Source organism: Bifidobacterium asteroides (genome assembly GCF_003202755.1).
Classification (GTDB): Bacteria; Actinomycetota; Actinomycetes; order Actinomycetales; family Bifidobacteriaceae; genus Bombiscardovia; species Bombiscardovia asteroides_F.
Window position 1 is genome coordinate 84,260 of record NZ_QGLK01000004.1, and the last position, 20,323, is coordinate 104,582.

The following is a 20,323-nucleotide window of genomic DNA, read 5'->3' on the forward strand; positions in this document are numbered from 1 at the left end:
GCCAGACGCATCTGTCCTGGCCTGTCCGCCCCAGGCTCAGCCCTGGAAACGGTCCAAATAGCGGCGGTCCAGCTCGTCCTGCCGCTGGTGCATTGTCTGGGTGAACTGGCGTACCAGTCCGGACAGGGTCCGTGAGGCCACCTGATCCTGGTCCTCGCCCAGCACGAATTCCCTCGCACGCTTGGGGGTATTGGCCCTCACATAGGCCTCGGCCTTGGTCACCAGGACCACGCCTGCCGTGACGCCCAGACCCATCCAGAAGATCCGTTTGAACATCAGCGGGTCCCCCCCTCGTTCCCTTGGCCGTCATCGGCCTTTTTTGCTGTGGAGGGCTTGGATTCGGCGCTGTCGCGACCTCCTGAAAGGAATGACGAGATCGTCTTGCGCAGGGCATAGAGGAAGGCTGCCACTTTGATGACCGGCTTGCCCAGCATCGATCCGTACAGATCGGTCAGGGCGCCGACGTTGCCTGCTGTGGTTGAGGCCGCTGCGGAGATGCGATTGACGTCGGTCAGGGTCTGGTTGAGCTGGGTGACCGTGCTGGCGGACTCGTCCAAGGTAGGCACGACATGGTCGCCCGCCTGCTTGATGGTCTGCGCCAGCTGATCGAAGAGCTTCCCCAGACGAATCAGGGGATAGATCAGAAACCCCGCCAGGATAGCGAAGGCAATGGCCGCTATCAGGCCGGCAATCTGTCCTACGTCCATCTGCTACCTCTCTTCCATTGGTACGATACTGGGGACAACGCTAGCACGCGCTGTCTATCAGTCCAGGCCATGACCGGCCTGTTGAAGCCGGCTCATTGATTAAAAGACCGAACCTGCAGGGTGCGCTCAAAAGGGGCCTCCGTATCGAAGTCGAATATGGTGACGCTTCCGTTGCTCGGGCGGCTGCTGGTGTCATAACGCCCGCCGCCGAATCGGTTGACCAGGCTGAGCAGGGTGTTGCCGTGCGAGATCAGCAGGACACGGTCGCCATCTTTCAGATGCGGGTCGGCGGCAATCAGTGCGAATCCGCCGGCAATGCGCGTCCAGTACTCGCTGTCGGACTCCGCATCACCGAAGGGATCGGCCTCCTTGAGGAAGTCCCTGGTGGCGGACAGACCGAACTGGTCCACAATCTGTTGGTAGGTGCCTGCTCCATGGGGCGCGCCTGCAGCCCACCAGGCCATGGCCATGTCCTGCCCCTCGAAGTAGCCGTAGAACTGCTCTCGAAAGTGGCTGTCGCTGACCGGTTCAGGCTTGTTCTCAGACTGGTTCTGGGCCAGGATCCTGCGGACTGTCTCCTGGGCCCGGGTGGTGTCCGAGCAGTAGGCTGCCGCGAAGCTCACCTTGGTTAATTTACGACCTGCACGGTCGGCATCCTCCAGCCCCGATGAAGTCAAGGGCGAGTTGGACCAGCCCTGAAGACGGTTGTAGCGATTGAAATAGGTCTGCCCATGGCGGACGGCATACAGATGGAGCAACATGCCCCTATTATCCCACCCATACCCCAGTAGGGGCGGCAGATCCTGACATGCAAAGGGCCCCGGACGAACCGGGGCCCCAAAGTTCCTAGTACTCAGCGAGCGTAGAACTCGACCACGTACTGGATGTTGATCTGAACCGGGATCTCCTCCGGCTCGGGCTTGCGGACCAGGCTGGCCTTCAGGGAGGCCAGGTCCACATCCAGGTAGCCGGGGACTGCGGGCAGCACATCCCGGTGGACGCCTTCGGCGGCAATCTGGAAGGGTACCATGGTCTGGCTCTTGGGCTTGACCTGAATGGTCTGGCCGGGCTTGACCCTGTAGGAGGGACGGTCCACGATGTTGCCATCGACCAGGATGTGGCGGTGAACCACGTACTGACGGGCCTGGGCGGTGGTACGGGCGATGCCGGCGCGCAGGACCAGGTTGTCCAGGCGGCACTCCAGCTCACGAAGCATGGCGGCACCGGTCTGGCCGGACTCGTGGGTGCCCCGCTCATAGGCGGCACGCAGCTGCTTCTCGGAAACGCCGTACTGGGCGCGCAGCCTCTGCTTCTCACGCAGACGGACGGCGTAGTCGGACTCGGTGCGACGGCGGCTGCGGCCGTGCTCGCCGGGGCCATAGGGGCGCTTCTCGAACAGGCGCTGGGCCTTGGGAGTCAGGGCGATGCCCAGAGCGCGGGACAGGCGAACCTGGCGACGCGCACGCTGAATGTTAGTCATTGATGCAATCCTTACTTGCTTCTGTCGTTATCTGAACGAAGACGGCCGAAACCGTCGAGTCAGGCCTCTCCAATGCTTCACCGTGCCAAGCACGAACGACCTTGCGGCCGCCGACCCATTGATGGGCTGAGACTCCAGATAGGTTCGCGCACAGATGCGCAAACCAAGTGTTTATTAAACCACATGAGCGCGACCTACAGCAGAGCGTATGTTGTGATATATTCATACCAACGGTCGGTATGTAATTGATCCAAGGCATGAAGACTCCCCCAACCGATCAATGACGATTCAACTCAGCGACCTGAAAGGAAGACGACCATGGCCCGCAACGCACACCCCGAGCTGACCCAGGAGCGGATCATCAAAGCCGCCACTGAGCTCTTCACCAGCCAGGGCTACGACAAAACCAGCATGCAGGACATCATCAATGCGACAGCAGGCTTGAGCAAGGGAGCCGTCTACCATCACTTCCGGTCCAAGGAAGATCTCTTCGACGCCGTGGCCAATAGGTTGATGAACACCATGAGCGAGGCGACCGGCAAAGGCCAAACCCCGTCGAAGCAAGGCACGGCTTTGGAGCAGCTGCAGTCGCTCTTCTCCCCTGAGCGAGCGCGAAAGAGACTGGAGGCCGCGGATCTGATGTTCCGCAAATTCAATCCAAAAGCCAATCCCAAGATGATCGGCATGGAATTCACCGCCGTGGTGGACGAGCGGGACGACTTTGTCGACCTCTTGGAACAGGGCAACCAGGACGGCTCACTGCATGTGGAACACGTCGAACAAGCCGCAGAGATCCTCCGCCTACTGGCCAACATGTGGCTGCTGCCCTTCTTTCGCCGGGGCGCGCAGGCAGAACTGCGCACCAGAGCCGCCTGTTTCTTCTCGATCATGCAAGGCTTGGGCATCCCCCTGCAAGATCAGGGATTCTCCGACCTATTGGCCTCCTTCGGCACCGACACCAAGGGCAACAAGAAGGAAAAGACCGAAAGCGAAGTCGCGATATGAACCCGCCCGCTCACGACCAAGACTCAGGTAGGGGCCGCTCCAAGGGCAGGGGGCTGCTGACACTGCCGTTCATTGCTCTTCTGACGACTGAGATTCTCTCCAATCTAGGGCAAACATGCTTGGTCTTCGCCCTGCCGCTTCACCTGCTCAATATTTCAGGATCGGCATCCCTCTATGGCATGGCATCCGCTCTGGCAGTCCTTCCATCCATACTCCTGACCCCTCTGGGCGGAGCTCTGGCCGACCGGCTGCACAAGCAGTCCACCATGGCGGTTTTGGACATTCTGTCGGCATTGACAGCACTCTTGTACATCCTGATCAGCCGCAAGATCGACCCGGTTTTTTTGACCGTGGCTTGCATGATGCTGGTCAATGCCTATAGGGCCTGTTACAGCCCAACGGTGCAAGCAGCCCTCCACTGCCTGGTAGACAAAAAAGACTTGACCCGCGCATCAGCCCTGGTGTCCCAGGCGATCTCCCTAGTAGGAATGATCGGACCAGTATTGGCCGGCATGGTCATGGGATTATTCGGAATCATGCAAGTGGTCGGGGTTGCCGCCTTGGTCTGTCTTCTTTCTGCCGTCTGGATCAAAATCGCCGTCAGGATTCCCGAACCAGCGCAGGGCCCCTCACAAGGCCCAAGAGCGCTGGTTAGCCACCTGGCCGAGGACACCAAAGCCGCTGCACAATTTCTGGTCAGACATGGCAACCTCAAAGTGGTCATAGGACTCAGCCTGGCGGCCAACCTGATCTTTGCCTCCTACATCAACGTGGCCTTGCCATATATGGTCACTCGCACGCTGGGTCTGAGCAATGCCATGCAGGGGCTGGCCGAAGGAATACTGGCCTGCGGGAGCCTGCTTGGAGCCATCTTGGTTTCCATCCGTCCAAACTGGTTCTATCTGCAACGGATACCCATACTGCTCTCGAGCAGCGCCCTGGTTCTCCTGCCCATTGCGGCAGGACTGCTTTTGCATCTGCATACATATGCCCTCTTCGCCCTGGTAACCGGGTGCATGGCTCTGGCTGCGGGAATAGTGCAGACGGTCAACATCACTTCCATGTCCTATGAGCAGATTCATACCCCTGCAATGCTGATAGGCAAGGTGATAGGGTTGACCAACAGTCTATGCATGTGTGCGATTCCGCTGGGACAGGCCGCCTTCGGCCCACTAATCGACCACTGCCCCATGACCTTGATCATCACTGGTGTTGTCATGGTGACACTGCTGACATGTCTGATTGCCAGACTGGCCATGAAGCCGGATGAATAATCAAGGAGGCAAAGGCCTTTTGAATGCCGCGCCGGCGCTTTTTCGCCATTGACGACCAAGGATCCATCGCTTAGCGGCATAGACACAAAAGCGTCTCGATAAAGCTGACAGGCCTTACTTTGCTGAGGGGACTGTCTCGCAAATCCTCCGAGTGAAGGCTTGGCGGCGTTCAGGCGTATCAACCTTCGAGTCGATGCGGCCCAGAATGCTGGCTCCAGTGAATTTGATACCGCAGAATTTTAGGATGGAGTACTTCCATCGGGTCACAGTGGAACCATACATCTTGGAGACGAAGGCCGGGCCATGACTGCTGCTGATGATTTGTGCGGTCTTGCCCTTGAGCAGCCCCTCCGATTTGAGGCTGCTCTCATACCGATAGGCAAATTGTGGCGTGAGTACCCTATCCACCCAGCCCTTGAGGATGGCCGGCTCACCCGCCCACCAAATGGGAAAACAAAGACCAGATGATCGGCTCGGGCGACCATACCTTGATAACGCTTGGGGGCTGATTCGTCCTCCATGTGCTTGGCGTAGCCGTAGCGAAGCACCGGGTCAAAGTCTTCCTGGCTGAGGTCGATCATTTCGACCTTGTGACCCTTGCGCCGGGCGGCTTGTGCATAAGCCTGGGCGTTGGCATGGCTAAAACTACCGCCATAGGGTGATCCTTGAATAACAAGTATGTTCATATCATTTACTTCTTCAGTTATGCCGCATTTGGTTTTATCTATTGTCCAAAATAGTTTTATATTCGATAGATTACCGTATGCAAAACCGCTGACAGAAAGATGATATGAATACAGGAAAGCTACCCGATCATACTGGGGTCGGAGCTGACAGGAGCGACCAGGGTGGCCCGGGTGCGTGTCAGGCGGGAGACCATGAGACCGACACAGGCATAAGCCAGAGCGAACAAGGCAACCACAGTCAGCGGAAGGCCCCAGGAGGCCAAACCTGTTGTGCTTGAATCCATGATTGATTGGACTGCAGTGTTGTACCACCAACCCGGCGTCAGTTTGCCGATGGTCTGCATGACCGGAGGCAGCAAGCCGCCGGAACTGGACCCGGAGGTGAACATAACCACCAGGCCGAAGATGACCCCTACCGAGTTTATGAGCGAAGAGGAGGGATTGAACTGGGCAAGCATGAATCCAAAGGATGCCGCCGACAAAGCGAATACCAGCATGGCGAAAAAGCTCAGCAGTACCCTTCCCCAGCCCAGTGACGCCAGGGAAACCCCCGATGCCGCCATGCTGAAGGCAACGAGTGCCACATAGTATGCCCAGGAGATGCCTGCCAGAATGAGGGCTGCCATGAGCTCCTGTATATTCAGGCTGCTTGATCGCATTGGAGAGGCAAGCAGGCGTCGATGTCGGTCAGGAGAAATGAAAGCTCCGAAGAGCGTGGCAACGCAGACCGTCAATGCCGTCATTAAGGGAAAAGCAGCCAGGCCGACTGTCGTAGCGAAGCCTTTCAACAGGGCTCCGTGGCCATCAGTCTTCGGGCTGGCATGGATGCCCACATGTGGCTGGTTACCGGAATAGTGGGCCACTGCATAAGCAGCAGCATCCTTAACCGCCGTAGACGAATGCAGATCCATCGAACCGTTTTGGCCCAGACCCGTAAGCAAGGCAGTACGAAGAGCATCAAAATAACTGTCCACCTGCAATTGTGCCAGACTGCCACGGCTGGAATTATAGGAGGCAGCCGTTTCAACTTTAGGAAAATCAGACGTCTTACCGCCGCTGTGAGCTTGGGCAGCAGTGTCTTCAAGCGCCACAAGGAACCGTTGTCCATATCCCTTAGGAATGATGACAGTTAAATCACTTTTGCCGGATACGTTGGCATCCTGCAGAGCCTGAGGTTTATCTTCGACTGTCTCCAGATGGGCCGACTTGCCCAGATACTTCTTCAGACCCTGGCCCAGCTCGCAACCAGCCTGGTTACCGCTATCCCTATTGATGACGACCACCTTCGCACGTGCGGGTTCAAAACGACCAACCGAGCTTGAGGCATTGGCACGCACCGCGGCCTGCATATTCGCGGAACCGACGACAATCATGATCAGGCTCATGCCCACCAGGTACAGGAGGAGGTAGAACTTATGTGCCCAGATGACGCGCAGTGCAGTTTTACAAGTATTCATACCGTTGTTTCCTTAGGAGCAGACCACAGGTGGTCAGGAAGAGGGCGGCCATAATGGCCAGGATGCCGCAGGTGCGGGCGAAGGGTGCCAGGCTGTCGTAGTAGACAATGTCGTAGAAGAGGTTGGAGACCTGCTTGACTGGGTTGAGCAGGTGAAGGATAGGAGCATGCTCCTGGATGGCGTTGTTGAGATCCATAGTCATGCTGCCGTAGAGGCCGATAAAGGTACTCAGGGTGCAGTCGATGCCTATGACCAGGCCAACCTTCGTTTCGGTGGGGAGTTTGGGAATCGCGCCCATCATAGAGCCGAAAGCGGTGGCCATAAAGGTGCCCACGGCGATGGCTATGAGGGCTATTAGGTCACGACCACCGGTTTGCACGCCGCAAACTGTGCGGACGAAGATGTAGGCGACCAGGAGGCTGACTGCGGAGACGAGCCAGGAGGCCAGGAAGGCGCCCGCTGCCTGCCTCCACTTGGGGCTGGGCGAGCTGGCCCGTCGGGCTCCTAGGGCTGAAAGGTTGGGCTGAGTCTTGGCTATCATCTCGGCGGCGGTGCTGGCACCGATAAGGCAGGCCATAGCGAGCACAGCGAAGAAGTAGGGTGCAGTCATTGAAGGGTGGATGTGCGTCAGGCGGATCTGCTTTGTGTAGATTTGCCCGCCGGATTGCAGCAGAATTTGGTTGCTTGGTGAGGCAATGGCTGCCCTTGCGGAGTTGGCCTGGTTGAAGCTGCCCAGCGAGGCGGACAAAATGGAGACCGCGATGCCTTCGGAGGCGGTTGCATCGGATTGGATACTGGCGGCTTCGCGGTCGGACAGGACCATGTTGACCAGTCCGTCAGGGCCCGCGTACAGGTAGCCAATATCCTTCCGGCTATCCAGACGCGTATTTGCTTCGTCCCGGGAAGCTACTGTCGTCGGGACAAGCAGCTGAGTGTCCTCGGATCCTGCCTTGGGTTTCTTCGATAGTGAGGAAACCAACTCGTCAGTACCTGGGTTGGCTTTCCAGTTAGCGTCCGAAACAATGGCGAAGTGCTGTGCCTCGGCGGTGTAACTGTCTTGCAGATTGCCCATGATGCCCAGCATCAGAGCGGCCAGAATGACTGGGAAGGCCAGGACCCAGAAGAGAGAGGAAGTGTTGCGTATCGAGGTCTTGACGTTGATCAGGAATGAGTTCCACATAGATAGGTGCTCCTTACGGCAATTGAGCCTTGGGACCGCGCTCAGTCGCGCAGTTCCTTGCCGGTCAGTTCCAGGAACACGTCGTTCAGGGATGGCGGACGACTGGTCAGGTGGCCGTAGCTGGTCTTGGTGGATTCCAGGACCGTCAGCACGTCCTGAAGGTTGTGCTCGCCCTGGCGACAGTGGATGACCAGTTCCTTGCCGTCATAGTCGACGGATTGGGTCAGGGGCAGGGCACGAATCCGGGCTAGGGTGGAGTCCTGCAGATCCAGAGTCTCGACGGTGACCTGCTCGCCGACCTGGACCATGCCTTTGAGCTCCTCGGCAGTGCCCAGGGCAATTTGACGACCGTGGTCCATGATCATGATGCGCGTACAGATCTCCTCCACCTCTTCCATGTAATGGCTGGTGTAAACCACCGTGGCCCCTTGGGCGTTCAGCCGTTCGATGCCTTCCAGGATGGCGTTGCGGCTCTGGGGGTCAACGGCGACGGTGGGCTCGTCGAAAAAGATGAGGTCGGGCTGATGGGCGATGCCACAGGCGATGTTGAGCCTGCGCAGCAGACCGCCCGACAATTTGCCGGGACGGAACTTTCGAAAGTCGCCCAGTCCCACGAAGTCAATGGCCTGCTCAACCAGATCCTTGCGGTCGGCCTTCTTGGGCACATAGAGGGAGCAGAAATAGTCGATGTTCTCCTGCACGCTCAGTTCGTTGAAGACGGCCACATTCTGTGGAACCACGCCTATATGACTTTTAAGGTCGTAGGAGGTCGGGGTCATCTCCTGCCCGAATATCCGAACCGTCCCCGATTCAAAGCTGAGCAGGGCCAGTATGCAGTTGATGGCGGTTGACTTGCCTGAACCATTGGGGCCAAGCAGTCCAAATACCTCACCTCGGCTGACTTCCATGTCGAAGTGGTCCAAGGCCACCATGTCGCCGTAGCGCTTCACCAATGCGCTGACCTGCAAGGCTGGCTCTTGCTCACGTGAACTGTTCATGATTCCATCATCCCAGCTAGGGCTGGCCCAACACCATGACAGCCGTCATCAATGTTGTAGACGGTCAAATCACAACTTATGACATTTGTCATGGGTAGTCTTGCCTGCGCTTAGGCTCAGGAACGGGTAGCCCGACAATTACTATTTGAGACAATAGAGCAACAGGGCGAGGAGACATTCATGGGCAGGATAGCTGGCTGGCTGGTCCTGCTTGGCCTGGGGACCTTATGCGGATCATGGTATGGTTCAGGGGTATCAGGCACCCTGATCGCTGGCCTTTTGGCCTCAGTAGCCGCAGGAGCCCTGTGTGAATGGCTGCTGCCTGCGCCAGGTTCCATGTGGGGCGGCGCTCTGGTATCGCTTTTGGCAACGTTCATACCAGACTGGCTCTTCTTCCTGCCAGCCCTGGCCTTTGAGGCGGGCGTCGGACTCGGAACCATGGTTCCAGTCACCAGGTCAGTCGGCATGAAAGATCCCCAAGCCAAGAACTCCGGACTGGCCTGGCCCAGGCTGCTCTTGGCCTTGTTGCCGTCATTCTTTTGGTTGATACCTGCCATGGCCGACCTCATACTCTTCAGAGGCCTCCCCCAACGCTATGCCCTGCTGGCTTTATTAACCTCGGCACTGGCGCAAGGCGGCGGACTGACTTGTGCACACTTGGCCGTGGCCAAGTGTCGCGTATGGCAGATTGAAGACACCGAGCGCTACAGGATTCGCCAACTGCATGGCCGCATCAGCGATCTGGACGAGGAGAGAGCCCAGGCGACCCGGATGGCGCACTTATCGGAGCGGACCCGGATCGCCCGAGATATTCATGACAATGTGGGCCACCTGCTCACCCGAGCCATCATGCAGACCCAGGCTGGCCGGGTGGTTGCTCAGAGCAAGGGCGATCAGAGTACCGAGCAAGTCTTTGATAGTGTCGGAAAGACTTTAGACGAAGCCATGACCACAATTCGTCGTTCGGTGCATGACTTGGAGGATGAGGGCACCGACTTCGCATCCCAGATGGAAGCTGCCAGCTCCGAGGCTTCTATGGGGCAGCTACAGGTCGATCTGAACAACGGCATTGAGACAGCGCCTGCACCAGTGTGCCGTTGCCTGACCAGCATTGTTCGCGAGGCCCTTACCAATACGGTCCGCCATTCTTCAGCAAGGTCGGCACAGGTCATTCTGCGCGATCTACCGGCCTTCTGGCAGATGGTGGTGCAGGATGACGGTGGAATTCAGCACTCGCAGCCTGACAGCTCGCGTCATAAGAAACCAGAGCTCCAGCGCGGCATGGGGCTGGCCGATATAGAGGCCAGGGCCAGAGCCCTGGGCGGCACAACCAACAGCGGACCCAATCGAAAAGGATGGAAGGTCTTCGTATCCTTGCCAAAGGAGCCCTGGTTCAACCGCAGTGCAACTGAGCACGTAGAGGATAGGAAGGTAATGGCATGAAAGTCGCTATCGCTGATGACGATCCGATCGTCTGCTCGTCCCTGTCAACGATTCTGACCGCAACCGGCACTGCAGACGTGCTCTGGACCGCCAGTGACGGCCAGTCAACCCTGGATTGTTACCAGGCCGCTGGTGGCAGGCCTGACGTACTGCTGCTTGACGTGCAGATGCCTGGTATGGACGGCCTGGAGGCGGCGGAGCGCATCATCGCCATGGATTCGACTGCCCGTGTACTCTTTCTGACCACCTTTGCCGACAAGGAGTATATTTCCCGTGCCTTGGCCTTGGGTGCCAAGGGCTATGTAATCAAGCAGGACGTGGCTTCTGTGGTGCCGGCCCTGCAAGCTGTGATGGCTGGGCAGACGGTTCTTGGCGCTGAAGCAGTGGCTAATCTCTCACTTGGCAAGCAGGAGGAGCAGACACGAAAAGACCCAGCAGAACCTGTTACCCGGCGCTTCCAAACACTGACCGACCGCGAACAGGAAATCGTCGCTCTGGTGGCCGACGGCCTCGACAACCAGGCCATCGCCAGGCGGCTCTATCTCAGTGAGGGCACCGTCCGCAATCACATCTCAGCCATCCTGGCCAAGACCAACCTGGCCAACCGCACCCAACTCGCCGTGGAATGGCTGTCCTCGCAAGAGTCGTGAGCATACAGCTTTTGGAGTCTCGATCGTTCAGAGCTTTTCGATCGGAGCCAAGCGCAGCATCAGCCTCTTGGTCCCCTCGGAGCCAAAGTCCACTGTCAGAACCGAGTTGTGACCCTTGTCCTGAATGTCAACAACCTTGCCCAGGCCATACTGATCGTGGGCCACCCTGTCTCCCAGGGAGAAATCCTGAATGGACAGGCCATTCGACTTGGGCTGGGCCGAGGCCCTGCCAGCGTGTGCGGAGGACGATGAGCTTGCTGTGCTCCTCCTGGTTGTAACTCTTCCGCTTCTGGAGGAGGAGTTACGAGAGCCGTACCCGGAAGAACCGAATGACCGCTGTGCGGAGGCCCGCGAACGCCCATACCCATTGCGGGAAGAGCCAAAACCGCCGAATGAACGGTGACCGAATGCGCGGCCATCGCTTTCATCCTCGAAGCCTCCGAATTCGTCCTCGTCGCCACCCAGGTCCCAGCCTGCGCGCATCCGCTCGTTGCCGGCCTGCCGACGCTTCCAGTCGATCAGATCGTCAGGGATGTCATCCAGGAACTGGCTGGGCAGCATCTCATTGACCTGCCCCCATTGAGACCGGACGGCCGCCCGGGTCAGGTAGAGACGCCTCTTGGCACGGGTTACGCCCACATAGGCCAGTCGACGCTCCTCCTGCATCTCATCGGCATCCTCCAGGCAGCGGGAGTGAGGGAAGGTCCCCTGCTCCATGCCGGTCAGGAAGACCACCGGATACTCCAGGCCCTTGGCCGTGTGCAGGGTCATCAGCGTCACCTTGCCTGAGTCGTCCCCCAGGCCCGGCAGCTGGTCCGAGTCGGCCACCAGTGCCGTGGTCTCCAGGAAACCGGCCAGCGTAGCGTCGGGAGTCTTCTGCTCGAATTCGGCAGCCACGGACTGCAGCTGGCCAAGGTTCTCCAGTCGGGAGGCATCCTGCGGATCGACCGACTTGCGAAGCTCATCCAGCATGCCGGATTCCTCCAGCACCTTCTCAACAATCTGAGACGGCTTGGTATTGTGCTCTGCGGCAAAGTCGGTCAAAGAGGCAATCAGATCCCTGAAGGCCTTCATCCGCTTGACCATCAGCGTGGAGGCCCCGGGTACCTCCTCAATATGCTGCACGCCCTCCCAGAAGGAGACCTGATGAAGATCCGCATAGGAGGTCGCCGCCGCCTCGGCGCGTGCGGCCAGGCCGCGCTTGGGCACGTTGAGTATCCGGCGCATGTTCACGTCGTCCTGGGGATTGGCGATGGCGTGCAGGTAGGCCAGGGCGTCCTTGATCTCCTTACGCTCGTAGAAGCGGGTCCCGCCCACCAGCTGATAAGGCAGACCGGCGTTGATCAGCCCCTCCTCCAGGGCGCGGGACTGGGCGTTGGCCCGGTACATGATGGCCATGTCGGAGTATGGAATGCCCTCCTCGCTGCGCAGTCGGGCGATCTCGGTGGCAATCCAGGCGGCCTCCTGCTGGGCGTTGTCGGCTGCATAGCCCACGATGGGCTCCCCCTTGCCCAGTGCGGTCCAGAGTTTCTTGGGCTTGCGGCCCTCGTTCTTGACGATGATGGCATTGGCCGCATCCAGAATGGTCTGGGTGGAACGGTAGTTCTGCTCCAGAAGGATGGTCCGGGCTCCGGGGAAGTCCTTCTCGAAGTCCCTGATGTTGCTGATGTCGGCCCCTCGGAAGGCATAGATGGATTGGTCCGAATCGCCCACCACGGTGATCCAGGCCTGGTCCTGTTTGCCGGCATCTGCACCGGCCAGCTCGCGCATGAGCACGTACTGGGCATGGTTGGTGTCCTGGTACTCGTCCACCAGCACGTAGCGGAAGCGATGGTGGTAATACTGCGCCACCATCGGGGACTGCTGGAGCAACTGGACCGTACGTACGATCAGATCGTCGAAATCGACAGCATTGGCCTGAGCCAGCCGATGCTCATACTCGGCGTAGATTACGGAGTAGAGCTCCTCCTCGTTGCCGAAGCGGGCGGTGATCTGCTGGCCGCGCTGACCGGGCCGGTAGTCGGGGGCGTACTCCTGCAGCTGCGTGCGCCAATCCTGCAGGTTGTTCTTGTAGTCAGATATATGGCTCAGAATGTTTCTTGGGGTGTAGCGCTTCAGATCGATGTTGAGATCCTTGCCGATCAGCTTGATCAGGCGCTCGGAATCGGCCGTGTCATAGATGGTGAAGCCCGACCGCAAGCCGATCTCCTTGCCGTCCCGCCTCAGAATACGCACGCAGGCCGAGTGGAAGGTAGACACCCACATGCGGTCGGCCACGGGCCCAATCAACCTGCGCAGACGTTCGCGCATCTCAGAAGCCGCCTTGTTGGTGAAGGTGATGGCCAGAATCTGACTGGGCCAGGCGCCAAACTGACTGAGGATCCAGGCGATTCTGCGGGTCAGCACCCTGGTCTTGCCCGAGCCTGCGCCTGCTCCGATCAGCAGGGCCTGCCCCTGGTATTGCACTGCCTCGGCCTGCCGATCGTTGAGTCCCTTGAGCAGTTCCTTGGCGCTGCGCTGGATCAAGTCCGGTTCCTCGTTCACAAGCCACCTCTTGCCATCTGGTCTCGGTCACCGTCACAGGCCGGATGGCGCACACCCGGCAACCAACCATTTCTACCACAAAGAGGTGTCATCGACCTTGGCTCACGGGTTAGCCAGCAGACATAAAAGACCCCGCCCGCTTCTGAGAGGGAAAGCGAACGGGGTTTAGTCGGGGAAGTCGAGATGACCCAGTCAGTTGCGCACTTGATCCTTGGCGTTGTTGACAGCCTCGGTGGCGCCCTGCTCAGCCTTGGCCTTGCCGACCTTTGCATCGGCCTTGGCCTGGTCCATCTTGTCGGAGGCGGCGTCCTTGGCGTCACCCAGCTTGTCCTGGGCAGCGTCCTTTGCATCGCCCATCTTGTCGGCAACGGCGTCCTTGGCATCGGATGCCTTGTCCATAACGGTGTCTTTTACATCGCCTGCGACGTCGGAAATCTTCTCGCCGGCAGACTTCATGGCATCCTTTGCATCATCCAGAATCCCCATATGGTCCTCCTTAGGTCCTTTAACGCACCGCGACGATGCGTGACCATTGCGGTCAATTTTCACTGTAACAGTCAGGGCCTTGAATCCGCGGATTGACGGGCTGACACGCCAGGAAGACACTCCAATCCGCTGGCGGTGAAACCTGACGGATCAGAGCAGTCTGACGACAGTCGCTGAACCGGGTTATCTTGGTTTTTATCCGTCGGGACCATAGGGGCCCCGCTTTCATGACGACGAGGACGATGACATGCAGGAACTTGAGGAGCGAATCCGCCGCCAGGGCACGGTCAAGCCTGGCAATGTACTCAAGGTGGACGCCTTCCTCAACCATCAGTGCGACGTGCGGCTCTTCGACCACATGGGCGCTGAATGGGCCCGCCTGTTCGCCGGTCACCAAATTGACAAGATTCTGACCATCGAGGCATCCGGCATCGGCATCGCCTGCCTGGCCGCCCGTCACTTCGGCGACGTCCCAGTGGTCTTCGCCAAAAAGACCCAGTCCATCAACCTTGACGGCGACCAGTACACAGCCCGTATCTACTCCTTCACCAAGCAGCGGGAGTACCCCGTCATCGTGGCTAAGCGCTTTCTCAAGGAAGGCGAGCATGTGCTGATCCTTGACGACTTTCTGGCCAAGGGCAACGCCCTGCACGGTCTGATTGACATCTGCCAGGACGCCAAAGTCATCGTAGAGGGCATCGGCATCGCCGTGGAGAAGGGCTTCCAGGAGGGTGGCCGCACCCTGCGCAAAGAGGGCTACAACCTCAAATCTTTGGCCATCGTGGAAAGCATGGACCCGGACCAGGGCACCATCACCTTTGCTCACAATCCCGCCTGAGAAGGTCGACGCCCGGTCCGGGTCACAGGAACAATAGCGTCAGTCTACCTGATGCTCGCTAGTGCCGCCCTCCAGGATGGCCTTTACATCGTTCAGGGAGATGTTGACCATGGCGGTCACGGCGGCATCGGTGTAGAAGCCGATGTGAGGCGAGACCTCCACGTTGGGCATGGCCTTGAGGGTCTCCAGGGCCTGGTTGTCGACCTTGGTCCCGCTCAGATTCTTTTCGAAGATGCCGGCCTCCCCTTCGATGGTGTCGATGGCAGCACCGGCGATGGACTTGGTCTGCAGGGCCTCAATCAGGGCCAGTGTGTCCACAATAGGGCCGCGGGCGGCGTTGATCAGGAAGGCCGAGGGCTTCATGGCATCCAGTGTCTGGGCATTGATCAGATGATGGGTGGTATCGTCCAGCGGCGTATGAACGGTGACGATGTCGGCCCGCTTCAAAAGGGTGGGCAGATCCACGTAATCCAGGGTGTCTGCCAGCTCGGGGCGATGGACCGGATCGTTGGCGATGACGGTGGAGCCCAGGGCCCGGAAGATTCTGGCCACGGCCGATCCAATCTTGCCGGCTCCGATGATCCCCACGGTCAGGTTGTGGATCTCGTGGGCCTGAAGCCCATCCCAGGTATAGTCGTCCTTGGCCTCGCGAGCGCTGGCCTCCCCCAAATGCCGAACCAGACGCATGACCTGGGCCAGAACCAGTTCGGAGACCGACCGGGGCGAGTAGGCAGGTACGTTGGTGACGACCAACCCGTTCTCCCGAGCGGCCTGCAGATTGACGATGTCATACCCGGTGATTCGCAGGGTCAGTTGCTTGAGACCATACTCCTTGAGCCGCTGGTAGAGCTCAGGCTCGGGCAGAGCCGCGCGCTGCTGGATGACGATTCCGTCGTATCCCTTGATCATGTCAACAGTGTTCATCCCCAGATCGTGGTCAGTGGTATCCACTTGAATGTCATTGGCTTGCGCCCAGGCCTGAATGGCCTCCTGCTCGTCGGGACGTACTGAATACATAAGAATGCTGGTCATTTTTCCTGTCCTTGGTAACTGTCTTCATTGATGGTTTTTGCCGGCTGTCGGATGAATCGCCAGATGAGTCATCCGCGATTCTGACGCATATAGTCGCCGATCCGCTCCACGGCGGTGTGCAGGTCCTCCATGGAGGCCGCGTAGGAGATGCGGACGTAGCCCTCGCCCCCGGGCCCAAAGCTTGCCCCGGGGATTACAGCCACCTTGGCCTTGCGAGCCAGGTCATAGACGAAGCTCCAGCTGTCGCGCATGCCCTCGGGCAGCTGGGCGAAGATATAGAAGGCGCCCTTGGGATCAATGACGTCCAGCCCGACCTCAGGCAGGGCCTTGACCAGATAGTCCCGCCGTTTACGATATGCTTCGCGCATTGGGTCCGTGTCATTCATACCCTTGGTCAGAGCCTCCTGGGCCGCATACTGGGCGTTGGTGGTCACCGAGGTAATAGTGAACTCGTTGACCTTGCTGATCTGATCAATCACGTCGGCGGGGCCAGCGGCGATGCCGACCCGCCATCCAGTCATGGCGTGGGACTTGGAAACCCCGCCAAGAACGATCGTCTGCTCGGGAAGGATAGTGCCCATGGATACATGAGTGCCCTGGTAGGTAAGCTCGGCGTAGATCTCATCGCTGAGCACGAAGAAGCCATGCTTGCGTGCCACCTGGGCCAGGGCCTCCAGATCCTCTCGGGCATAGGTCACGCCAGTAGGGTTGGTCGGATAGTTGAGCACCAGGGCCTTGACTGGACCATCACTGTTTTCGATGGCGGCCTCCAGCTTGTTCGGCTTAAGAATGAAGCCGTCATCGGATGTGTCGACGAAGACGGTCTTGGCGCCGCTCAGCTGGGCGATTGGAATATAGAGAGGGAAAATAGGCGTTGGCAGAATGACCGTATCACCCGGGTTGATCATGGCGGTAAGGCCCGAGAAGATGCCCCCTGTGGCCCCGGCTGTGATCACAATCTGGCTGTCAGGGTTGTAGTCCAGCCCGTACTTGGCGTGAAGATAGTCGGCAGCCGCCTTACGAAGACTGGGCATGCCGCGACTCTCGGTGTAATGACTGTGGTTGTCTTGGATGGCCTGGATACCCGCCTGCTTGACGTGCTCTGGGGTGAAGAAGTCAGGCTCACCAAGAGTCAGCTTCACGATGCCGTCTATTCCGGCGATCTCCTTGTTGAACTCGAGTATGTCGCTCGGCGCCAGAGCTTTGACCCTGGCATTCATATGATCCGCCAATGTCATTGGCTTGTCCTTTCCCATGCGGTTACTACAACCACTGTTGTTGGTGCTGCCTTACCGACTATGCGGTGACGATGCATGGGAAATGCTGTCGACGACTGCAGGGCCGGTGGGTTCCGATCCGTGCAACCGTTCCTACAAGGCACCCGGCGTCACAGATCGAATCCGTGCCACCAATAGGTAAATCGCGTGCCCTGCATGCTGAAACCTCCTGTGGAATCTACAATCAGCATTGGTAATAAGCGTACAGCGAAGCTCCAGCAATCCAATGAACGCGACCACTATTTGACCAGGTTCTTCCATTTGCGGACGCCACAAGCATCCAAAATAAACGTGCCTATGGCAAGACAGGCGAAGCCAGACGAGATTGATCTCAAATTTTCCGAGATTTATCTTGAGGTTCCTTTGGGATGTTTCCTCGAATCGCTCATTCACCATCCTAGCGAATCGCAACCCACGAATCCGTAATCAGCATATTCAGATAGCCCCCCCTACAAGCTTCCATTCCATCCCGAAGCTTTGCTCGCTTGTATCCTAAGCTCAATCTCTTCACTACTGTCTGCAAGATATGGTCGGCAAGGACGAATTCAGGTTAAAGTCTTGTCAAAGTTGTGTCGCAAAACCAAACTCGGACGCGAGATTGGCATTATCCGACTGTTGCGCCCATGCATTGAGGTCTCTGTCATATACTTTGCCTCAAAGACAAGCAAGAGACAGAATTCTTGGATGTGTCGGCCAAAAGGGGTGAGGAAATGACTAATCGAGTAGCACTCGTCACTGGAGCCACCAGCGGCATAGGGTATGAAACTACTCGACTTCTCGCCGACCGTGGATACCAGGTATATGCGGTAGGACGACGTGTCGAACGACTGAAGCAGCTTGGCAACAAGGGGGTGACGGCTGTGCAGATGGATCTGACCGATTCTGCATCCATCGAGAAGGCTGTCGCACGAATTCTGCAGAAGGAACAGCGCGTCGACCTGCTGGTCAACAACGCCGGCTACGGCTCCTATGGCCCGGTCGAGCAGGTCTCCATCGAAGAGGTCCGTCGGCAATTCGAGGTCAACCTCTTCGGCCTTGCCCGCTTGACCCAGCTGGTACTGCCCGCCATGCGCCGAGCCAGACGCGGCCGGGTCGTCAACACCTCATCCATGGCGGGCCGGATGGTCACCTATATGGGTGCCTGGTACCATGCCACCAAGTATGCCCTTGAAGCCTTCAGCGACGCATTGCGTATGGAGATGCGGCCCTTCGGCATCGACGTGATCTTGATCGAGCCTGGGGCCATCGCCACCAACTGGGGTGCGATCGCCGCCGACCATCTTCAGTCAGTCACCCGCAAAAGCGCCTATCAAAAGTCGGGGTTTCGAGCTGCTAACGGACTGCGCAAGCTCTATTGCAGCAGACATTTGACCCAGCCATCCGTTATCGCCAGGGCCATTGTCCATGCCTCGATAGTACGCCATCCTCGTCCACGCTACCTTCTGGGCTTCGGAGCCAAACCCTTGATCGCCCTTCATTCCCTGCTCCCCACCCGTGCCTGGGACTACCTGATGGTCCATGCCAAGGACCTCTAACGCTAAACTATATGCCAGAGCGGTACACAATTAAAGCCAGATGTGCGCAAGGAAGTTTAAGTTTAGTGAGATAAAATTCTGACCTAGCTACTGTGGAATACCAAGAGTCTGATATACCTCACTTTCCTTGCCTAAGGCTGCTGTTGATGAGGGCAGCCGTGTGAACGACGTTGGGTTGGGGTATTGCAAGTACTTTGCCGTGCCAATTCGCTGATATTTGTCTTAGTTACTGACTTCCCCCAAACAAAGCAATTGCTTTAAGTGCCTTTGAGCAATGGACGGTTATAATCTAATTAATTATCGTCAGTTATTAGCGTGCAGCCGGCATGTCTTTCGATAGGGGGTTTCGTTGAAGCCTGAAGAATCTGAGTTCAGCGCCGATCCGGACTCGCCCTTGGCATTTTTCCGGAACGGAATAAGGAATGGCATCTCTAAAAGCAATACCGCCATTAAAGACATGGTTCATGCACTGGAACGTGAATCCTCCGAATTTGCCTTGGCTCATAAAGCCATGAATAACGATTTTCGTCTGGTGGTAGATGTTCCAAAAAATACTCTCGATGCCATCGCTAATGGTGACATCAAGCTAACTACCGATAGAGCAGGCAACACCTTTGCCCAACTTTTAGATCCTAACGGGCGATATGGAAAGAAATTGCCCATCAAGCGCGAGGATTTCAGCGAGGGAGTTGATCCCTTTCAAGCGGCGAACGCAATACAACTCAGGGCAATTCAAGGTCAGCTTGAAGACATCGCCCGCCAAATTGCAGTCATAGATGTGCGCGTGCAGGAAGTTCTCGAGGGGCAACAGAACGACAGGCTCGGCATCCTACAGAGCGGTATGCGCCTTTATCTGCAAGCCCGTGAAGTTGACGATGAAACTCTTAGAAAGCTCCTTATATCTCAGGCCTTGCGCGCTCTATCGGACGCAGAGGCCCAACTCGAGTTGGAAATGGAGTCTGACGTAAAATATCTCGCTAATGGCGACTACGAGCATGAAAAAGGCAGACGTACAAAACTCATCGATGAAAGAATGGAGAGCATCAACGGTTGCTTTCCTGCCATACACAAGGCGTCAATTGCCAGAGCAGCCATTTTTTGCGAGCAAGGAGAGCCCAAGGCCATGGCGAAAGCCTTGGAAACATATTCGCACTTTATCAAGTCGACTGTGGGAGACAATGCCGGCCTTCTAGCAGAATGCGATCGCTCCGATACAGGAACAGAACAGGGAATTTGGCGATCTCGAGCCGCACTTCAACTTGACGTTTCCAATCTAAGCAAATCCCTAGCATTGCCCGAGAAGCACTTGTACCTTAAGTTATCTGCTGAAACGGATGAGATCCATGAAGAGCGTTAGAGGTTGCACCAACCAGGAATGTGACTCTTACAAAGAGAACGTCCATTATAAAAAAGACTTCGATTACTGTCCGAAATGCGGCTCACAACTGATGGCCGTATGCAGATCCCGTAGTTGCCACACTTTCCTCGATAACCCGGATGGTATTTACTGTGCTCGCTGTCTAGCAAAAAGAAAAGACAGCGCAGATCATGCGAAGAAAAACATCACCGCCATCGGCGGAGGCTTGTTGGTAGCTGGTAGTTTCGTCGCAAAAAATAGCAAGACAATTATTTCAGTTGCAGCGAAAGCGATCAAATTTCTTCCAAAATAAGGGTTCACGCAAACACGGTATTCGTCAAACATCTGCTTTCACAGTTGTCAAAGTACCGCTA

Annotated in this window: 19 protein-coding genes and 1 pseudogene; 8 read left to right on the top strand and 12 right to left on the bottom strand. The window is 57.5% G+C overall.

Annotation, left to right across the window (positions count from 1 at the left end; genetic code table 11):
• Window positions 1–36: 36 nt before the first annotated feature.
• From DKK74_RS04425 to rpsD, 4 genes are all read right to left on the bottom strand, one after another.
• Window positions 37–276 (bottom strand): hypothetical protein, encoded by a 240-nt coding sequence (locus tag DKK74_RS04425; protein ID WP_024627396.1) that lies wholly within the window; start codon window positions 274–276, stop codon window positions 37–39.
• Window positions 276–707, bottom strand: coding sequence for a DUF948 domain-containing protein (locus DKK74_RS04430; protein ID WP_110412988.1), 432 nt, complete (start codon window positions 705–707; stop codon window positions 276–278). The genes DKK74_RS04425 and DKK74_RS04430 overlap by 1 nt, the downstream gene beginning before the upstream one ends.
• Before the next feature lie 92 nt (window positions 708–799).
• Complete coding sequence (locus DKK74_RS04435) at window positions 800–1,468, bottom strand: histidine phosphatase family protein (protein ID WP_110412989.1); 669 nt, start codon at window positions 1,466–1,468, stop codon at window positions 800–802.
• Between the two features lie 92 nt (window positions 1,469–1,560).
• Window positions 1,561–2,187, bottom strand: coding sequence for a 30S ribosomal protein S4 (gene rpsD / locus DKK74_RS04440; RefSeq protein ID WP_015021916.1), 627 nt, complete (start codon window positions 2,185–2,187; stop codon window positions 1,561–1,563).
• A gap of 318 nt (window positions 2,188–2,505) precedes the next feature.
• Between rpsD and DKK74_RS04445 the strand changes: the two genes are divergently transcribed.
• Window positions 2,506–3,192 carry a TetR/AcrR family transcriptional regulator gene (locus DKK74_RS04445; RefSeq protein WP_110412990.1) on the top strand — a complete coding sequence of 229 codons (687 nt, stop codon included), beginning with the start codon at window positions 2,506–2,508 and terminating at the stop codon, window positions 3,190–3,192.
• Entirely contained in the window at window positions 3,189–4,466 is a 1,278-nt protein-coding gene (locus DKK74_RS04450; RefSeq protein ID WP_110412991.1) for an MFS transporter, read from the top strand. Before DKK74_RS04445 ends, DKK74_RS04450 begins: the two co-directional genes overlap by 4 nt.
• Before the next feature lie 114 nt (window positions 4,467–4,580).
• On the opposite strand, the pseudogene DKK74_RS08890 reads toward DKK74_RS04450, so the two are convergent.
• From DKK74_RS08890 to DKK74_RS04470, 4 genes and pseudogenes are all read right to left on the bottom strand, one after another.
• Window positions 4,581–5,152, bottom strand: a pseudogene (locus DKK74_RS08890) (NAD(P)H-dependent oxidoreductase).
• Between the two features lie 119 nt (window positions 5,153–5,271).
• Entirely contained in the window at window positions 5,272–6,609 is a 1,338-nt protein-coding gene (locus tag DKK74_RS04460; RefSeq protein ID WP_110412992.1) for an ABC transporter permease, read from the bottom strand.
• Window positions 6,596–7,789 carry an ABC transporter permease gene (locus DKK74_RS04465; protein ID WP_110412993.1) on the bottom strand — a complete coding sequence of 398 codons (1,194 nt, stop codon included), beginning with the start codon at window positions 7,787–7,789 and terminating at the stop codon, window positions 6,596–6,598. The genes DKK74_RS04460 and DKK74_RS04465 overlap by 14 nt, the downstream gene beginning before the upstream one ends.
• A 41-nt stretch (window positions 7,790–7,830) precedes the next feature.
• Window positions 7,831–8,787 (bottom strand): ABC transporter ATP-binding protein, encoded by a 957-nt coding sequence (locus DKK74_RS04470; protein ID WP_110412994.1) that lies wholly within the window; start codon window positions 8,785–8,787, stop codon window positions 7,831–7,833.
• A 180-nt stretch (window positions 8,788–8,967) separates the two neighbouring features.
• Between DKK74_RS04470 and DKK74_RS04475 the strand changes: the two genes are divergently transcribed.
• Complete coding sequence (locus tag DKK74_RS04475; RefSeq protein WP_110412995.1) at window positions 8,968–10,230, top strand: sensor histidine kinase; 1,263 nt, start codon at window positions 8,968–8,970, stop codon at window positions 10,228–10,230.
• Window positions 10,227–10,880, top strand: coding sequence for a response regulator transcription factor (locus DKK74_RS04480; RefSeq protein ID WP_110412996.1), 654 nt, complete (start codon window positions 10,227–10,229; stop codon window positions 10,878–10,880). Before DKK74_RS04475 ends, DKK74_RS04480 begins: the two co-directional genes overlap by 4 nt.
• A gap of 27 nt (window positions 10,881–10,907) precedes the next feature.
• Here the strand turns inward: DKK74_RS04480 and DKK74_RS04485 are convergent, their stop codons facing one another.
• Both DKK74_RS04485 and DKK74_RS04490 read right to left on the bottom strand, forming a co-directional pair.
• Window positions 10,908–13,424, bottom strand: coding sequence for a UvrD-helicase domain-containing protein (locus DKK74_RS04485; protein WP_110412997.1), 2,517 nt, complete (start codon window positions 13,422–13,424; stop codon window positions 10,908–10,910).
• Window positions 13,425–13,616: 192 nt separating this feature from the next.
• Entirely contained in the window at window positions 13,617–13,910 is a 294-nt protein-coding gene (locus DKK74_RS04490) for a hypothetical protein (protein ID WP_046322990.1), read from the bottom strand.
• A 247-nt stretch (window positions 13,911–14,157) separates the two neighbouring features.
• Between DKK74_RS04490 and DKK74_RS04495 the strand changes: the two genes are divergently transcribed.
• Window positions 14,158–14,748 (top strand): xanthine phosphoribosyltransferase, encoded by a 591-nt coding sequence (locus tag DKK74_RS04495; RefSeq protein WP_110412998.1) that lies wholly within the window; start codon window positions 14,158–14,160, stop codon window positions 14,746–14,748.
• Between the two features lie 39 nt (window positions 14,749–14,787).
• Here the strand turns inward: DKK74_RS04495 and DKK74_RS04500 are convergent, their stop codons facing one another.
• A complete protein-coding gene (locus tag DKK74_RS04500) occupies window positions 14,788–15,780 on the bottom strand; it encodes a D-2-hydroxyacid dehydrogenase (protein ID WP_110412999.1) in 993 nt (330 codons plus the stop codon).
• A gap of 68 nt (window positions 15,781–15,848) precedes the next feature.
• Complete coding sequence (locus DKK74_RS04505; protein ID WP_110413000.1) at window positions 15,849–17,018, bottom strand: aminotransferase class I/II-fold pyridoxal phosphate-dependent enzyme; 1,170 nt, start codon at window positions 17,016–17,018, stop codon at window positions 15,849–15,851.
• A 749-nt stretch (window positions 17,019–17,767) separates the two neighbouring features.
• Here DKK74_RS04505 and DKK74_RS04510 point away from each other — a divergent pair.
• From DKK74_RS04510 to DKK74_RS08685, 3 genes are all read left to right on the top strand, one after another.
• Window positions 17,768–18,592, top strand: a complete 825-nt coding sequence (locus DKK74_RS04510) for an oxidoreductase (RefSeq protein WP_110413001.1) — start codon at window positions 17,768–17,770, stop codon at window positions 18,590–18,592.
• Between the two features lie 349 nt (window positions 18,593–18,941).
• Complete coding sequence (locus DKK74_RS04515) at window positions 18,942–19,949, top strand: hypothetical protein (RefSeq protein ID WP_110413002.1); 1,008 nt, start codon at window positions 18,942–18,944, stop codon at window positions 19,947–19,949.
• Window positions 19,936–20,262 carry a hypothetical protein gene (locus DKK74_RS08685; protein WP_146210538.1) on the top strand — a complete coding sequence of 109 codons (327 nt, stop codon included), beginning with the start codon at window positions 19,936–19,938 and terminating at the stop codon, window positions 20,260–20,262. Before DKK74_RS04515 ends, DKK74_RS08685 begins: the two co-directional genes overlap by 14 nt.
• The last annotated feature ends 61 nt before the right edge of the window (window positions 20,263–20,323 follow it).

Bases quoted from the DNA above. Each gene is read 5' to 3' on its own strand.
- DKK74_RS08685 (WP_146210538.1), top strand. From the start codon at position 19,936: ATGAAGAGCGTTAGAGGTTGCACCAACCAGGAATGTGACTCTTACAAA.
- rpsD (WP_015021916.1), bottom strand. From the start codon at position 2,187: ATGACTAACATTCAGCGTGCGCGTCGCCAGGTTCGCCTGTCCCGCGCT.
- DKK74_RS04480 (WP_110412996.1), top strand. From the start codon at position 10,227: ATGAAAGTCGCTATCGCTGATGACGATCCGATCGTCTGCTCGTCCCTG.
- DKK74_RS04435 (WP_110412989.1), bottom strand. From the start codon at position 1,468: ATGTTGCTCCATCTGTATGCCGTCCGCCATGGGCAGACCTATTTCAAT.
- DKK74_RS04450 (WP_110412991.1), top strand. From the start codon at position 3,189: ATGAACCCGCCCGCTCACGACCAAGACTCAGGTAGGGGCCGCTCCAAG.
- DKK74_RS04510 (WP_110413001.1), top strand. From the start codon at position 17,768: ATGACTAATCGAGTAGCACTCGTCACTGGAGCCACCAGCGGCATAGGG.
- DKK74_RS04505 (WP_110413000.1), bottom strand. From the start codon at position 17,018: ATGACATTGGCGGATCATATGAATGCCAGGGTCAAAGCTCTGGCGCCG.
- DKK74_RS04445 (WP_110412990.1), top strand. From the start codon at position 2,506: ATGGCCCGCAACGCACACCCCGAGCTGACCCAGGAGCGGATCATCAAA.
- DKK74_RS04465 (WP_110412993.1), bottom strand. From the start codon at position 7,789: ATGTGGAACTCATTCCTGATCAACGTCAAGACCTCGATACGCAACACT.
- DKK74_RS04500 (WP_110412999.1), bottom strand. From the start codon at position 15,780: ATGACCAGCATTCTTATGTATTCAGTACGTCCCGACGAGCAGGAGGCC.
- DKK74_RS04470 (WP_110412994.1), bottom strand. From the start codon at position 8,787: ATGAACAGTTCACGTGAGCAAGAGCCAGCCTTGCAGGTCAGCGCATTG.
- DKK74_RS04490 (WP_046322990.1), bottom strand. From the start codon at position 13,910: ATGGGGATTCTGGATGATGCAAAGGATGCCATGAAGTCTGCCGGCGAG.
- DKK74_RS04430 (WP_110412988.1), bottom strand. From the start codon at position 707: ATGGACGTAGGACAGATTGCCGGCCTGATAGCGGCCATTGCCTTCGCT.
- DKK74_RS04460 (WP_110412992.1), bottom strand. From the start codon at position 6,609: ATGAATACTTGTAAAACTGCACTGCGCGTCATCTGGGCACATAAGTTC.
- DKK74_RS04475 (WP_110412995.1), top strand. From the start codon at position 8,968: ATGGGCAGGATAGCTGGCTGGCTGGTCCTGCTTGGCCTGGGGACCTTA.
- DKK74_RS04495 (WP_110412998.1), top strand. From the start codon at position 14,158: ATGCAGGAACTTGAGGAGCGAATCCGCCGCCAGGGCACGGTCAAGCCT.
- DKK74_RS04425 (WP_024627396.1), bottom strand. From the start codon at position 276: ATGTTCAAACGGATCTTCTGGATGGGTCTGGGCGTCACGGCAGGCGTG.